The sequence below is a fragment of the Asticcacaulis sp. P2_C5 genome (assembly GCF_056404555.1).
The window spans coordinates 39720-53490 of record NZ_JBFUDU010000010.1 but is presented as its reverse complement, the minus strand read 5'-3'; the positions used below and the strand labels follow the sequence as shown (position 1 = coordinate 53490).

The window sequence follows — 13771 nt, the reverse complement described above, 5'->3', positions numbered from 1 at the left end:
GATGTCAGTTTCAATGGTCTTTTCCTGTTCTGGGCTCGTGTGGTCACAGCGACGGTCTTCGCGTCTGCGCTATCCGGTGTTGCTACTGGCTCTGGCCGTGAACCTGGCCGCCGTTCTGGCAATAGCTCCGACCGTTAAGGCCGACACAGTCGATGACTATATTCGGGCGCAAGCTACGGCCCAGCACCTACCGGGGGTAGCATACGCCGTCATGCGCGACGGCAAGGTGATCAAGAGCGGGGGCTATGGCTATGCAAGCCTGGAGCTTAAGACGCTGGTCAATACGCATTCGGTATTCGAAACCTGTTCGGTAACCAAGCAATTCGTCGCCGCCGGCATCATGCTGCTAGTGCGCGACGGCAGGCTGAGCCTGGACGATCCGATCGGCAAATATATCGATGGCGCCCCTCCGACATGGAACGACGTCACGATCCGCCACCTGCTGACCATGACATCGGGGATCAAGGACTATGTCAACGATGCGCTGACGCCGGGCGGTAAGTCGCTGGACGAGACGCGCGACTTCCCACGCGGCGACACGACAGCCGCTCAGATCATCGACAGCGTCAAGCCTCTGCCGCTCAATTTCGCGCCGGGTGAAAAATTCTCCTATAGCAATACCGGCTACATCATCCTGGCGCGGATTATCGAAAAGGCCTCGGGCAAGTCCTGGGACCGTTATCTTTCAGAGCGGATTTTCGCGCCGCTGGGAATGGCTGATACCGGTCTCGACGCCGAAGGCCCGCTGATCGCCGGCCGGGTGGCGCGCTACGATATCGGCAACGCGGTTCAAAATCCCGGCTGGAGCAACAGTCCCTATACCAATGCGACCTTTTACGCCCAGGGCGGCGCCGGCATCATGAGTTCGGCCGCCGATATGGCGAAATGGGACGCGGCCCTCCGCCACAATACGATCCTTACAGCCCAGGAGCTGGCGCAGATGCGCGCCCCTTACCGGCTGAAGGACGGCAGTATGTCAACCTACGGCTTCGGTTGGGAATTGGATTCCTATCAGGGCCACATCCGCATGTGGCACAACGGCAGCATCACCGGCGGAAGCAGTCATTTCACGCGATTCGACGACGGCGGACTGAGCGTCGTGGTGCTGGCCAATACAAAGGCGCGAATGGATGCCATTGCCGACGGCGCGTTCGGACCGGATATCATCGCCAACGACCTGGCCGGATTCTTCGAACCCGAACTGGCGCATGCGTCATTCATCCTCGATGCTGAAGTGGCCGCGGTCACAGCAGGAAAGCCTGTAACCGTCACCGTGACCGCGACGGCGTGGGGAAAGGTGGCGCCGGACTCCGAGCTGACGATCGACATCCGCCGTGCGCCCTTTGGCGGCGGAGATGTTGTCAACCATCAGGACTCCGGAACGCTTTATTTCACGCCCGGCAAGGCGCGGGCTGTGAGCTTCAGCTGGACACCGCAGGAACCGGGCGTCTACCGCGTCTATGTCGGCGCATTTTCGAAAGACTACAAGCAACTGTACATGTGGAAAAACGCTGCTGCAGAGGTGACCGTTCCGTGAGTCAGGTGAGCACTGTTCCCAGTGCGATACCCAGTGCGATACAATGTGGGAGGCAAAGCATGAATTCTTCGATTAGAGCCATGGTTCTGGCTGTTCTCGTCCTGTTGGGGTCTAATGTTCAAGCGATTGCGGAAGAGCAGACGCCGCAACCCGCCGTCACAGCAGAAGTCGTAACGATTCACTCGAAGATTTTGGGCGAAGACCGTAATATCATTATTTATGACCCTGAAAAGTTCGGCAGCAACCATTTGCCGTCCTACCCCGTCCTGTACATGCTGGACGAAAACGACTTCAACATGGTGTCCGGAACGGTACGATATCTGTCAGCCTATTCGCCCCGAATGTCGCCCATGCTGGTGGTTGGCATTGATGGCGGCTCGACCCGCATGCGCGACCTGACGCCAAACCATTCGCTTATCGACTATCTAGGCCGAACGGACACGAACCCGAACTCTGGCCTGAAGGATAGTGGCGGTGGTGAGCGGTTCGCCCTGTTCATGCGCGACGAAGTCATGCCCTATATTAAGGCGCATTACCGGACGGGCGTATTCAACATGCTGGCCGGTCATTCGGTCGGCGGTCTTGAGACCATCTACTGCCTCAACGAACATCCGGAAATGTTTGACGCCTATTTTGCCATAAGTCCCGCTCTGTGGTGGGACAAGGGTTCGTTGATTTCGCGAACGGAAGCGAAGCTTTCCGCGCTCCCGGCCCGGAACAAGCTCCTGTTTCTTGCGGATTCCCCAGAAGACGGACCATTTACGACCTATATCGCCAAGTTCGACGAGGTCATGAAGACGCGGCCCAAGTCCCTGACCTATCAACATACATTTTATCCAACGGAAAATCATGGAACCATCGTCGCCAAGGCCTATTACGATGCCATCCGGTTCGCATACCCGGACTGGGATGTCGGTGACGACAGCGTAAGCGCAAAGCGAATTGAAGGCCATTTCGCCAAGATTGGCCAACGTCTGGGCTATGATGTGCAACCCCCAAGTCAACTGGTCGCCGATTGGGCCGAGGACTTCATGGCCAAACCAGAGACCATGACCGACGCTATCGAGCTTTACCAACTGAACGTGCGCAATTTTCCCGATGATCCCTCGGCCTACAAAAGCCTGGGCGCAGCCTACGCCCGTGCGGGCAACAAAGCCGCAGCGATCGCTGCCTACTCGAAAGCCCAAGCGCTTAATCCGAAGGATACCGACATTAGTGCGCGATTGGCCGACTTGCAAAAATGAAACTGTCCGTTTGCTTGTCGCTCTCAACGGGAAAATCGACGGTTAAGCGTCCGGTGACATCGAGCAAGAAATGGGGTCGGAAATGGGGTCAGAGACAAATTCTGAACCCTTCAAGGGGCGCTGCGAGTTTATAATGGTTCTGCCCCCGTATTTTCACATCGGCGGCGATCACACTTTGAGATTTTGTTATAATTGGCCAGTGGTAACGACTTTTCCTATGGTCCACCGACGACTCGATTTCATTGTTTTTCAAGTTTTTCGTAAAAATATCAGTTAAACCATGTGCCACTTCATCACCCTGATCGTTCCATCCGAGGACACCCCCGCGCTCGCTGCCGTCATGAAGCGTCACGGCCGTGGCGCAATGCCTGTCAGCAATCCGTCGCTCGCTAAGGCTTTGCGAAACGGCGAGCGCCAATACATTACATCACGCCATCTTTGCGACTGTGGGACAGTCCTCGGTCAAAAAGCGGACCCTACCGCCGCCGAAGCCGTGGCTGCAAGCCAGGCCACCCGTCTGCGCCACAAAGGCTGGTCCGAGGCGCGCATCGCCCGTGCGATCGCCGACAGTACGCGCGTCGAAAAAGCGCACGCCGGTCCCGATAGCCTGGATCTGTGGACCTCAATCCTTGGAGATTTGGCCAAAGACCTGCGCCTGCCGTACGCAGCCCTGTTCGTACATGGATACTCAGGCGGCATCGAAACAGAAGACCTTAAGCCTGTCCGGCGCGAGCCCGGCAAAAACAGCGATTGGCGCCAATCCCTCGAAACCATGTCCGAAGACGAGGTGACCGTTTTCGGCTTTTAACGTGATACCAAATCTCTGATCTTCTCATTGAGCATAAGTCAGTTGTCGCCCGAAGACATTCTGAAGCGTTCAAAGCCATCGAAACCCTGTTGAAGGCCGTCAGCTTACGGCGCCTGCGCCTCGGTCGAATGGTCCGGCATCTTTCGGCTACCATCATCCTGCGCCTTTCCAGCGCTGCGGGCCGCGAAAACGCTCTTGTTAAACACTCTTGGACGTTCAGCAGTTCTTCGGTCGCCGCCATACTTCCGCGCGGCATCTGATGTCTTCCATGTAATTTTTCGCTCTTTACAGTACCTAAGGTACGGCTTAATTTTGGATTTCGCACGGAGAGGTTGCCATGGCCAACTACGCCCGCCTGAATCAACTGGTTCTAAGCCAACCCGCCAACGCGACGGCTAGCGATCTGGCGGCGAGTATCACGCCCTTTCTGATCGAGGTCTGGATGGACGACTACGCGAGGTCGGCTTCTGTAAAGGACGTTGTCGAGACCAGTTCTGCGGGCTTTTCGTACCTGTTTGACGTCTCTGCCGGCAGGTTGATCGCCGCCTGGGGGGTGTCGCGGGGAAAACATACCGCACCACGCGACAAGGCACGCATGGCCGGTCATCCAAATGGCATGGGACCAAGGTACCATCGAGGCCACGCTATTCCGCATACGCTGGGCGGACCAACCGACATAAATTTGGTGGCACAAAAGGGGGAGATCAATATTGGCCCCTTCCGCGAGCTGGAGAGAAGAGCCGTGGCCAATGAGGGGGCGCTCTACTTTTCGCATTGGATATATCGGGACGCAACAAACCAAACTCCGGTCAGTGTAGAACAAGGGCTGGTGATGCGTGGGCGGGCGGTGGAACTGCGCTGGTTTACCAACTGAATGAGAGTGTGCACGCAAATGTTCGACACGCTGCGCCCACAGCCCTCTCGCCAACAATTCTAAACGCTATCGGCCAGCACCTGATACAGTTCCCGCGCTCGCTGCCGTCATGAAGCGTCACGGCCGTTGGGAACCCGTGTCTCTGCCCCCTTTAGCTCACAAGCTCATGAGCGGGCTTGCGCCCCGGGGTGACGAATGCGTCTGACCGCTGGTTCAAGGGGCCGCGCCGGTTGCCGGTTCGATGACAATCGAGATGACGGTGTCGTCCTTGAGGTAGCGCTGCGCCAGTTCCATCAGGTCGTTTGGCGTTATGTCTTCAAAATGCTTGCGCCGTTCGAGCCAGTCCGTTCGCATTTCGGGATGATTGCCCAGTCGCGACAGCACAAAGGTCCAGTAACCGATCGTCTTGCCCTCATTATCCATGGTGGCCAGCACCGGCTTGCGCGCGCGGTCCAGTTCATCCTCGCCAATAGGCTTCGTCTTCAACTCGGAGACAATGGTAGCCAACGTCCTGCGAAAGTCGCCATCCGCGCCGGTGCGGACGGTAGATAATACGCCGATCATGCCAACGTGCGAATAGACCTCGTCATTATGGGAGAAAGCCATAGGCGCATAGTCTGCCCCTTGCGACTCGCGAAGTTCGTCTTGCAGCCGGTTGCTCATGACGGCAGCAAGAATGAATTCCGCCCGCGCACGCCTGGGGTCGGACTCAAAATCGTCTGTCGGCCAAAGGGCGATACTCATGGCCTGGTCACTGCGGCCCTCGTGATGGAGCGTGACATTATGCTGGGCCGGCGGAAAGGCGACGCGCGACGCGCCCTCCACCACGGCCGGTTTTGCGGGACGCGCAGGCAGGGTACCGAATGTTTTGCCGATCTCAGCCACCACCTTGCTTTCGTCGACATCGCCGACAATCGTGATGTGGATCGGCGTATCGGTCAGGCTTTTCTGAAAAATGGCACGGACATCGCCGTAAGCGATAGTGTCGATCTGGTTCAGCCGCGTCTCATCGAAGCGCGGATCGCCGTCGTCCAGGATATGCGCCCAGTTATGCGCGCGCACGCCCTCCGGTGTCGCCTTCGAGGTCCGCAGGTATTCGGGGACCCAGGCGGTGTAGCGGTCGAAGGGGTCGGGCCGGTAGGCCGCATCCGTCGCATAAGCCAATAGCGTCTCGATCTGATAATTGATACTGCCGGGATTGGTCGTGCCGCTTAAGGTCGCCACGTCGCCGGTCAGGGCATAGCTCACCCCCACCTGATAATTGCGCATGACATCGTTGAGTTCGGTCGCACTCAGCTTGTTCAGACCGCCCGATATAAGGAAATCGCCCACCGCCAGGAACAGAGGCGGTGCGCTCTTCGGGTCGAATAACAGTTGACCGCCGGCGAAATCGACCTGCACATTGATCTGACTGGCCGCCAATTTCGTCGGCATGATGTGCAGCGTCACGCCATTGGGCCAGACGTAGCGGGTGAACCCGAAATCCTTGTCGCGGGTCTGGCTGACCGGCGCCACCTTTGCCGAAAAGAAACGGCCATAGGGCCACGACTTGCTTTTGGCCGTCGTATAGCTGTCGGCTTTTGCGCCGGACAGGGCATCATAGTCCGCGCGCAAGGCGGCATCGTCAAAACCGTTCAGGCTCTCGCCAGAGTGGGACAGGATCGGTCCATCGCCGCTGAACCACGCGCTCAGCCGGCCGTCGAGTACCGCCTTCGACGCCATGTCCTTCCTGTACATCTTCAGCAGCAGGATACTATCCTCGGGCCCCTCGACCACGACGCTAGTGTCCAGACTTGCCACCAGCCGGCCGGCCAGCGCCGTGGAATCACGGGTCGCCTGGCTGCCCTGCATGAAGCGAATATTGGCGTCGACAATCTGGCCCAGCTTCTTGATCTCTGCCTTGGTCACGCCCTGGTCGTGCAGCGCATGGATGACACCATAGGCCTGGGCAAACGCTTCCTTGGCGCGCCCCGGCTTCGGCACAATCGACAGGGCGGCAACCCTGGCGGTCTTGGGGACATCATAAAGTCCGACCGATCCCGAGAAGAAGGCCGCATCTCCCTGCAGGGCCCGCTCCCTCAGTCGCGTATTGACGATACTTACCAAATAATTGTCGATCACCAGCTCGCGTACCCTCTCGGCCGTATCGCCCCGCGCCTCCGGCGGTGCGATCCAGCTCAGGCCTATCTCTTCGGTCAGGCCTTTTTCTTCGTAGGAAAAGCTCTGCACCCCGGACGGAGGCCGTGTGCCCCATGCGGGCTCTTCCGGCATAGGCCCCCGGCCCGTCCAGTCGGAAAACCGTGCCTTGATCCTGGCTTCCATGGCATCGGCATCGAAATCGCCAACCACGACCAGCGTCACCAATTCCGGCCGATACCAGGCGTCGTAATAGGCCTGAAGCTGTGATGGGGGCGCAGACTTGATAATATCGACCGTGCCGATGGTATTGGCGTGGTCGGCATAGCGCGTGCCGGCATAGAGCCACCGGTTCCATTTGTCGTTGCGGCGCGCGACGGCGTTCGTGCGCAGGCGTTCCTCTGCCAGGATGACGCCGCGCTCACGGTCCACGGCTGCCGCGTCGAAACGGATATTGCCGGCGACTTCGCGAAGGATGAACAAAGCTTCGTCCAGCGTTTCCCCATCGGTCTTGGGCGCCTGCAGCATGTACAGCGTCTTGTTGTCAAAGGTGAAAGCGTTGGTGTCTGCACCGAAAGCGAAACCATGCCGTTCCAGCCGCCGGCGCAATTCGCCTTCGGGGATATTGATCGTGCCATTGAACGCCATGTGCTCGACAAAATGCGCCAGGCCCTTTTGCTCGTCGCTTTCCATTAGCGCGCCGGCAGACACACGCAGGTAAATCGCCGCAGTGCCGGCGGGCGTTTTGTTCGCTTGAATGATATAGGTCATGCCGTTAGGCAAGCGGCCATGGCGCGCCGTGGGGTCCGGTTTGCGCGCTGAGGTTTCCTGCGCAAACCTGATGGCGGCAACCGGAGCGCCTATGGCGGCAAAGGGGCCAAACGCGAAGGCAAGCCCCATGACAGCCGCAGTCAGATTCCTGAATTTCATATCATCCACCCCCGGTTCTGAACATATAACGGCAGTTTCTATGTCGTGTAAATGGCGCGGCGTTTTTCGGAACCTCAATGACAGGCAGGCGATTTATTACTCGGATTTCGAGGGCAGGATTGTATAAATACTTAGTTATACACTCGCTTCCTATTCGGGCGTCGACCGGTAATTTGATACCGCAGCGTCGTCCAGGTTTGCGTTGCCCAGAAACTGTAGCCAATTCATCATGTCTTCGATCGTTTCGAAAAAGGCCAGGAAACGATAGGGCATGGTCTGTTGCGCCTTGCCCGGCAACGCCTGGTATCTGGAATCCAGGCTGGCCTTTCCGTTATGCACAGGCGACTATTTTATTCTACGCCGCCATGATCTCGATAACGGTGTGGATGAAGTCCATGGGCTTGAATGGCTTCTTGATCTCCGCGTCCGCCCCTGCCCTGACCGCCGCCGAGACGGCGCGTTCCGGACTGACGCGCGCCTCCAGCCCGGCCGACATGGCAAGGATTTTTACCGCAGGCCAAGTGGCCTTGATCAGTCTTATGCCTTCGAGCCCACCCATGCCGGGCATGAAGATATCGCAAACCGCAAGATCGACGTGCCCGATATCGACATCGGCCAGGGCCTCTTCCATCGATCTGGCGACGCTGACACGAAAGCCATGGTCGCCCAGCATCTGTGCCGTGAGGCCGGCAACGACCTGGCTGTCATCGACGACCAGGGCGTGGCTGCGACGTTTACCGTCGGCGATATCCTGCTCCGCAGTCTGGACGATGGCCCTCACCTGCTTGTGCGAGAAGGGTTTACGCAGAACATAGTCGGCATTGGCCTTGCGCGCGGCATCGAGTGTTTCGCCGATCGACTCTTTCTGGCCGCCGGCCGTCATGACTGCGATGGTGGAGTCCTGTGCCAGATCGCGAATCTGCGGCAGGCAGGCCAGGCCGTTTTCTTCACCGAGGAATATATCGACAAAGATCAGGTTGGGATGATGACGGACCAGCAACTGGCATCCTTCCGTGACCGTCCGGGCGTGAAGATAGGTCCAGTCGTCATCATTCAGCATGCGGCCGATGATCTGCGCCTGGGTGAAACTATCTTCGATGATCAGCGCCAAGCCTTCGGCCATGGGTCTCTCCTGTAATGTGTCTTATATCAGGCCGTCGGCGTCGCGGCGGAAGGGTCCGGCAAAGCCGGAATCCCTGTGCCGTCTGCGGTCGGGGCCTGGTAAGCAGAATCAGATATTCTACCCAAACATGTATGCTGCTGGACGCGGCGAACTGTACGATGTGTAACGATTGCAGTGTGTTGAGGCCTTATGCCGCCTCGCCCAGAAGCAGCCCCGTCAGTTCGACGAGGTCAGACGGCGCAAAAGGCTTGGCGATCTGGCCGTCGGCGCCGAACTTGCGCGTGGCGTTCAGGGCCTCCGCCTCGCTGACCTTGTCCTCGATGCCGGCGGACATGGAAATGATGCTGACGCGCGGCCAGGTCGACTTGATGGTCCGCATCCCCTTGAGACCTCCCATGCCCGGCATGAAGACGTCGCACAACACCAGGTCGAGGTGAGCGATATCGACATTGCTAAAGGCTTCTTCCATCGAATCCGCCTGGGAGACACGATAGCCCGCGCCTTCGAGGGCACGCGACGCGATGGTACGCACAGTCTGGCTGTCGTCGATAACCAGCACGTGCTTGCGGCGTTTACCGCCCGCCGTATCCTTCACCAACGATGCCAGGACGTCCTTGAGCATGGTTTCGTTGAAGGGCTTGCGCAGGACGTAGTCGGCGCCGGTTTTGCGGGCGTTCTTCAGCGTAACCTCGATCGCCTCATGACCCGCTCCGGCGGTCATCAGGACAATCGGCACATCTGGCGCCAGCTTGCGGAAGCGATCGACGTGCAGCAGCGTATTGTGAATGCCGACGAAGACGTCGAGAAACAACGCTTGAACATTCATTTGCGTCAGGGAATCGCAGGCGTCGCGTATGGTCTCGACGTGGACTGTCGACCAGCCTTGCGCCTCCATCATCCTGGAGATGATTCGCGCCTGCGTCTGGCTGTCCTCTAAAATAAGGGCCGTCGTTTCCATGAAGCACTCCCGGATATGCCACTTTTAGGGCCTATTGATACGCTCGCATGTTTACCCAAACCTTAAGGCAAATATCGTTCTTAAAAACAACGGCAATACCAGAAAAACAAAAAATCGTTTGCATAAATATCTATACTGCGTTTATTTGTTGTAACAAAATATATAACTGTATATTGTTGGCATTCCATAAGATTAGATTAAAATTACGCTGCGTAAACATGTGAGAACAATTTTATATTTAACTATTAAATTTATTTTTTATTTTACATAATTTATTGAATTTTTATTTTTTAAACCAAAATTTGCCGCCTTCATCAACCCTTCTGCGTAAATTAACCACCGGTTAAGGTCTTTGCATCCATATAATACCTATCCGAATTTAAGGAGATACGGACATTATGGGCGGTTTTGCCAGGCTACCAGTCGGCCAGGCGGCGGACGTCACGCTCCGGGAATTGGAAAGGATCCAGCTATCCGCTAGGCATGCCGAATATCCGCTGATCGAACAGATCAAGCAGTTGGCGCCCTTTCGCTATATCGCTATCTCAGGCCTCGCCGTGAAAGGCCACGACGTGGGCACCGGCGCCTTTCTCCTCAGCGACTTCCCAGCCGCCTATCTCGCCGAGTACTATGCCGGCGACTATATGGACAACGATCCCCTCGTCGACATTTTCAAGACAGGCGCCGTCATCTCGCGCGACAGCGATGCCTATGCGACGCCCGAGGCCCGGCGCCGCGGCGCCAATGTTCTCGATGTCCTTCGTCGCCACGGCATCCCGGAACGCACGATCATCCGCGTTATCCGGGCCGGCGAGACCTGCGGCACCGTGAACCTGATCAGCGACAAACCGCTGGACGATCAAGCCTGTCAGTTGCTGCAGCATTTCGGGTTGTCGCTGCACGCCGAGGTGTCCCGGCCGCTCCTTACTGAACTCAATGACGCCTTGAAACTGACGCGCGGCGAGCTCTACTGCCTGCAACACGCGGCACGCGGACGAACCAGCGAAGAGATCGCACGTGACCAAACCTATGCGCTGGACACGATCAACACCTATCTCAAAACCGCCACGCGCAAGTTGGGGGCGCAGAACCGCACCCAGGCTGTCGCCGAAGCCCTGCGCCGCCAGTTGATTCGTTAGAGCGAGGTTTTGAAGGCCGGCGCTGACCTCCTTGATGGGGTCGAGCGTCCCTGTTGCCAGGACGCCCTTTATCTGCCTCTCTCAGGACGCGAAATGGCAAGACTATCTTTGGGCAAACATAACCAAGTTGACAAAGTTGCATAGGCGGGCACAATCTGTGCGGCAAGGAGTCCAAAATGGTTCAGTCCGCCCCATCGACGCGTCCGACCCAATCCCAGCCGGCAAAGGCAAAAGGTCGGGCCCGCCCTGTTGTGTCCTACCTGATTACAGGCGACGCCGAGGCTCTGAAAAAATTGGTTGTACCCAAGGGTTTGAAACTCAAGCCGTACAAGAATCTTCCTCGAACGGCAGATTTAAGAGGGGCGAATGAGAAACCCGCGCGGACGGCACCGGTTCCACCGAAGGCTTTTGAGCCCGATGCCAAGGCCAGAGCGCTTCTTGCCGGCGTCCGCGTCTCGGAGCAGATCCTGGCTGAGGCCGGCGGCGCGTTCGAGCTCAAGGACGTCGTCCTGCTGCTGAACAATATCTCGCGTCAGGCCGTCGATCGTCGCGTGCAGGACAACAATCTGCTTGCAGTACCCGGCCCGGGAAACCGCAGGTGGTACCCCACCCTGCAATTTACGGATCAAAGGCAGGTCGTTGACGGGTTGAAGCTCGTGCTTGATGCCTTGCCGACGGACAATCCCTGGGTGGCGCTTAGCTTCCTCTCGCAGCCGAATGACCAGTTGGATGGTGCCCTCCCGATCAAACTTCTCAAGGCGGGGGATGTAGATCGGGTGGTTCGGGCCGCGCATGGCCTCAGTGAGCAGGGTGGGTGAGTCGTCCGTTACCGCCCTCGGACCTGGAAAGCAGAAAGCCAGCGCTTCTAACCCTTCCCGAAGGAGCCATGCTGCATCGGTTCTATACGGCCGCATTCGCGCCGCTTTATTTTGACCGGTCCCAGGGCGGCCGTCTGAACGCGCCCGATGGTTCATATGGCACGCTCTACACAGCCGAAACGACCAGGGGCGCTTTTGCGGAAACTTTTTTGCGGCGGCCAGGCCTGAACCTGATCGATGCGAAAATCGTGGCAGCGAAAGCTCACGTCAAGATACAGGTGAATGCGCCTCTGTCCCTTATCCAATTGACCGGGCCAGGCCTTGCCATTGTCGGCGCAACGGCCGAGGTTACGCATGGTGGCTTGCCTTACGACCTGCCCCAGCAATGGTCTCGTGCGCTCCATACACATCCATGCAAGGCGGACGGCATTGCCTACCGATCGCGCCACGATGACGATGAACTGTGCTTTGCGCTGTTTGATCGTGCGTCAACCAGGATCGCTGTCCATACGGCGACCGAAGATTTGGACCAGACGTGGTTTTGGAATTTGATGGACGTATATTCCGTAGGGCTCGCGCCTTGAATTTGGTTTCTAGGACGCCCAGCCTCCTGAGCACGGTCGCGCAGAAAGATGGCAAGATCAGTCGGAACCCTTAAAAACCTTGGCTATATTCGCAATGCTTGACTGCACCCACGCGCCCCAGTGCTTGCTGAAAGGAACGGGGACGAAATAATAGCTCAAAAATTCATCCGGCGTTGCCGGCATTAACTCCCAGTCCCAGGCCCCATCAACAGAATATATGAGCCCGGACGTAAGTTCACCCAGGCTGCCGGCAATCAAGCCGCGCACCAGGCGAATTGTATCGGGTTGCCCTGCCGAGCAGCGAAAAGACCAGTAATGGTCCTGCTCAGAACATTTTTGAATGAGCGCCCTGTTTGCCTCCCCCCTTGCAGGCTCCAGCAACATCTCCTGAATATCCATACCGCAAGTCTTGCCGTCTGTAATTTCTCTTAAATAGGCATCCGTCCCTCCCGGAACGCCATCAAGAAAAAACCACGCATAGCAGTCGTCTGACCACGTAAATGGATCGGTAAGTGCGAACGGCACAAGCTCGTGGTCGGCATGTCTCTGAATACAAACCTCGATATTAAGGCGCGCCGCAATATCGACAGATTGGAAAAAGCGGTGCAATTCCACGTTTACCCGGTTCAGCAGTTGCTCAAAGGTCGGAATGTCCGCGACACTGGGATAGACTTCAAATGTCGAGCTCATTTGTCTCTTTACGCCCGGTCACGGGGAAAGACGGCAAGGGTAAGCCGTGAAATACAGATCAGCTTTTGCGCTTCGTCAAAGATGCGGACGGACCAGACCTGCGTGCTGCGGCCGAGCATTTCGGCCGTGGCGACACCGCGAACAAGCCCCGAATAGACCGGACGCAAGTGGTTGCCGTTGATTTCAGCGCCAGCGACCGCGAACTTGGACGGATCGACCACCAGCATGCCCGCCGTCGAGCCCAGGGTCTCGGCCAGCACCAGCGAAGCGCCACCGTGCAGCCGGCCGTAGGGCTGCTGCGTGCGGTGGTCGACGGGCATGGTCCCTTCCAGCCAGTCGGGTCCCAGCGCTGTAAAGTTTATGCCCAGCCACTCGATCATGGTGCCGGCAAAGCCGGTGATGCCTGAGACCTGTTGCTCTTTGTCGAACCAGACGGGTGTTTGCACGCGTGTCCTCCGCCGGTTTATCGTAAGCAAAAATATTGTTCGGGCCGGCGATGGCCCGCACGCCAACATACTGACTTTTCACAGGTTGGCAAAGTCCGTCGGTTTGGCCGGACCACCGAACTTCCGTTAAGCCGCCGGAAAACGCGCGGTATTAGTGTGGAAGGACCCTAAAACGCGCATTAGAGGACAAGCAACCTCGCGGCCCCGTTTCCCCGGTGCGCCCGAATCGGACATTCCCGCCGCTATAGCGGATTCTAATCTTGCCGACATTCACGGCTGTCGCCCGTGTTTACCACCTGAAAAGCCCACATCTAATCAGATAAGAGGGCAGAGTCATTGTTGGTTGTCGTTCGGCGCGTCGGCTGCGAGCCTTGACAGGTGCAAGGATGAAGACAAGCTGGCATTAGACTGACTGCATCGGCAAAGGAGACGCCCCGCCATGTCTATTCCCGCTCGGCCTGTTTGCCGCCCCCCAGGTGCATGC

General features: G+C 57.6%; 13 protein-coding genes. 7 read left to right on the top strand and 6 right to left on the bottom strand.

The window, feature by feature from the left end; translation table 11 throughout:
* Window position 1 precedes the first annotated feature (1 nt).
* From AC1DXO_RS17770 to AC1DXO_RS17755, 4 genes are all read left to right on the top strand, one after another.
* Window positions 2–1537, top strand: coding sequence for a serine hydrolase domain-containing protein (locus tag AC1DXO_RS17770; protein ID WP_476979513.1), 1536 nt, complete (start codon window positions 2–4; stop codon window positions 1535–1537).
* Window positions 1538–1617: 80 nt separating this feature from the next.
* Window positions 1618–2781, top strand: a complete 1164-nt coding sequence (locus AC1DXO_RS17765; RefSeq protein WP_476979512.1) for an alpha/beta hydrolase-fold protein — start codon at window positions 1618–1620, stop codon at window positions 2779–2781.
* 280 nt (window positions 2782–3061) lie between these two features.
* Window positions 3062–3589: a hypothetical protein gene (locus AC1DXO_RS17760; protein ID WP_476979511.1), complete on the top strand. Its 528-nt coding sequence runs from the start codon at window positions 3062–3064 to the stop codon at window positions 3587–3589.
* Window positions 3590–3926: 337 nt separating this feature from the next.
* Complete coding sequence (locus tag AC1DXO_RS17755) at window positions 3927–4463, top strand: DNA/RNA non-specific endonuclease (RefSeq protein WP_476979510.1); 537 nt, start codon at window positions 3927–3929, stop codon at window positions 4461–4463.
* 213 nt (window positions 4464–4676) lie between these two features.
* Here AC1DXO_RS17755 and AC1DXO_RS17750 read toward each other — a convergent pair whose 3' ends face one another.
* The 4 genes from AC1DXO_RS17750 to AC1DXO_RS17735 form a co-directional block, all read right to left on the bottom strand.
* Complete coding sequence (locus AC1DXO_RS17750) at window positions 4677–7529, bottom strand: M16 family metallopeptidase (RefSeq protein ID WP_476979509.1); 2853 nt, start codon at window positions 7527–7529, stop codon at window positions 4677–4679.
* A 150-nt stretch (window positions 7530–7679) separates the two neighbouring features.
* Window positions 7680–7868, bottom strand: coding sequence for a hypothetical protein (locus AC1DXO_RS17745; RefSeq protein WP_476979508.1), 189 nt, complete (start codon window positions 7866–7868; stop codon window positions 7680–7682).
* A 16-nt stretch (window positions 7869–7884) separates the two neighbouring features.
* Window positions 7885–8652: a response regulator gene (locus tag AC1DXO_RS17740; protein ID WP_476979507.1), complete on the bottom strand. Its 768-nt coding sequence runs from the start codon at window positions 8650–8652 to the stop codon at window positions 7885–7887.
* 187 nt (window positions 8653–8839) lie between these two features.
* Window positions 8840–9610, bottom strand: a complete 771-nt coding sequence (locus tag AC1DXO_RS17735) for a response regulator (protein WP_476979506.1) — start codon at window positions 9608–9610, stop codon at window positions 8840–8842.
* A gap of 398 nt (window positions 9611–10008) precedes the next feature.
* Between AC1DXO_RS17735 and AC1DXO_RS17730 the strand changes: the two genes are divergently transcribed.
* The 3 genes from AC1DXO_RS17730 (at window position 10009) to AC1DXO_RS17720 (ending at window position 12151) form a co-directional block, all read left to right on the top strand.
* The gene (locus tag AC1DXO_RS17730) at window positions 10009–10749 is read left to right on the top strand and encodes a helix-turn-helix transcriptional regulator (RefSeq protein WP_476979505.1); all 741 of its coding nucleotides are present in this window, start codon (window positions 10009–10011) and stop codon (window positions 10747–10749) included.
* A gap of 176 nt (window positions 10750–10925) precedes the next feature.
* On the top strand, window positions 10926–11567 hold the full coding sequence (locus AC1DXO_RS17725; protein ID WP_476979504.1) for a hypothetical protein: 642 nt from the start codon (window positions 10926–10928) through the stop codon (window positions 11565–11567).
* Window positions 11568–11635: 68 nt separating this feature from the next.
* On the top strand, window positions 11636–12151 hold the full coding sequence (locus tag AC1DXO_RS17720) for an RES family NAD+ phosphorylase (RefSeq protein WP_476979503.1): 516 nt from the start codon (window positions 11636–11638) through the stop codon (window positions 12149–12151).
* 57 nt (window positions 12152–12208) lie between these two features.
* On the opposite strand, the gene AC1DXO_RS17715 is transcribed toward AC1DXO_RS17720, so the two are convergent.
* Complete coding sequence (locus tag AC1DXO_RS17715; protein ID WP_476979502.1) at window positions 12209–12841, bottom strand: hypothetical protein; 633 nt, start codon at window positions 12839–12841, stop codon at window positions 12209–12211.
* Window positions 12842–12849: 8 nt separating this feature from the next.
* Window positions 12850–13287: a hotdog fold thioesterase gene (locus AC1DXO_RS17710; protein ID WP_476979501.1), complete on the bottom strand. Its 438-nt coding sequence runs from the start codon at window positions 13285–13287 to the stop codon at window positions 12850–12852.
* Window positions 13288–13771 lie beyond the last annotated feature (484 nt).

What these genes read in the sequence shown, in the direction of transcription:
- AC1DXO_RS17770 (WP_476979513.1), top strand. Translation starts at nt 2, where the DNA reads ATGTCAGTTTCAATGGTCTTTTCCTGTTCTGGGCTCGTGTGGTCACAG.
- AC1DXO_RS17765 (WP_476979512.1), top strand. Translation starts at nt 1,618, where the DNA reads ATGGTTCTGGCTGTTCTCGTCCTGTTGGGGTCTAATGTTCAAGCGATT.
- AC1DXO_RS17760 (WP_476979511.1), top strand. Translation starts at nt 3,062, where the DNA reads ATGTGCCACTTCATCACCCTGATCGTTCCATCCGAGGACACCCCCGCG.
- AC1DXO_RS17755 (WP_476979510.1), top strand. Translation starts at nt 3,927, where the DNA reads ATGGCCAACTACGCCCGCCTGAATCAACTGGTTCTAAGCCAACCCGCC.
- AC1DXO_RS17750 (WP_476979509.1), bottom strand. Translation starts at nt 7,529, where the DNA reads ATGAAATTCAGGAATCTGACTGCGGCTGTCATGGGGCTTGCCTTCGCG.
- AC1DXO_RS17740 (WP_476979507.1), bottom strand. Translation starts at nt 8,652, where the DNA reads ATGGCCGAAGGCTTGGCGCTGATCATCGAAGATAGTTTCACCCAGGCG.
- AC1DXO_RS17735 (WP_476979506.1), bottom strand. Translation starts at nt 9,610, where the DNA reads ATGGAAACGACGGCCCTTATTTTAGAGGACAGCCAGACGCAGGCGCGA.
- AC1DXO_RS17730 (WP_476979505.1), top strand. Translation starts at nt 10,009, where the DNA reads ATGGGCGGTTTTGCCAGGCTACCAGTCGGCCAGGCGGCGGACGTCACG.
- AC1DXO_RS17725 (WP_476979504.1), top strand. Translation starts at nt 10,926, where the DNA reads ATGGTTCAGTCCGCCCCATCGACGCGTCCGACCCAATCCCAGCCGGCA.
- AC1DXO_RS17720 (WP_476979503.1), top strand. Translation starts at nt 11,636, where the DNA reads ATGCTGCATCGGTTCTATACGGCCGCATTCGCGCCGCTTTATTTTGAC.
- AC1DXO_RS17715 (WP_476979502.1), bottom strand. Translation starts at nt 12,841, where the DNA reads ATGAGCTCGACATTTGAAGTCTATCCCAGTGTCGCGGACATTCCGACC.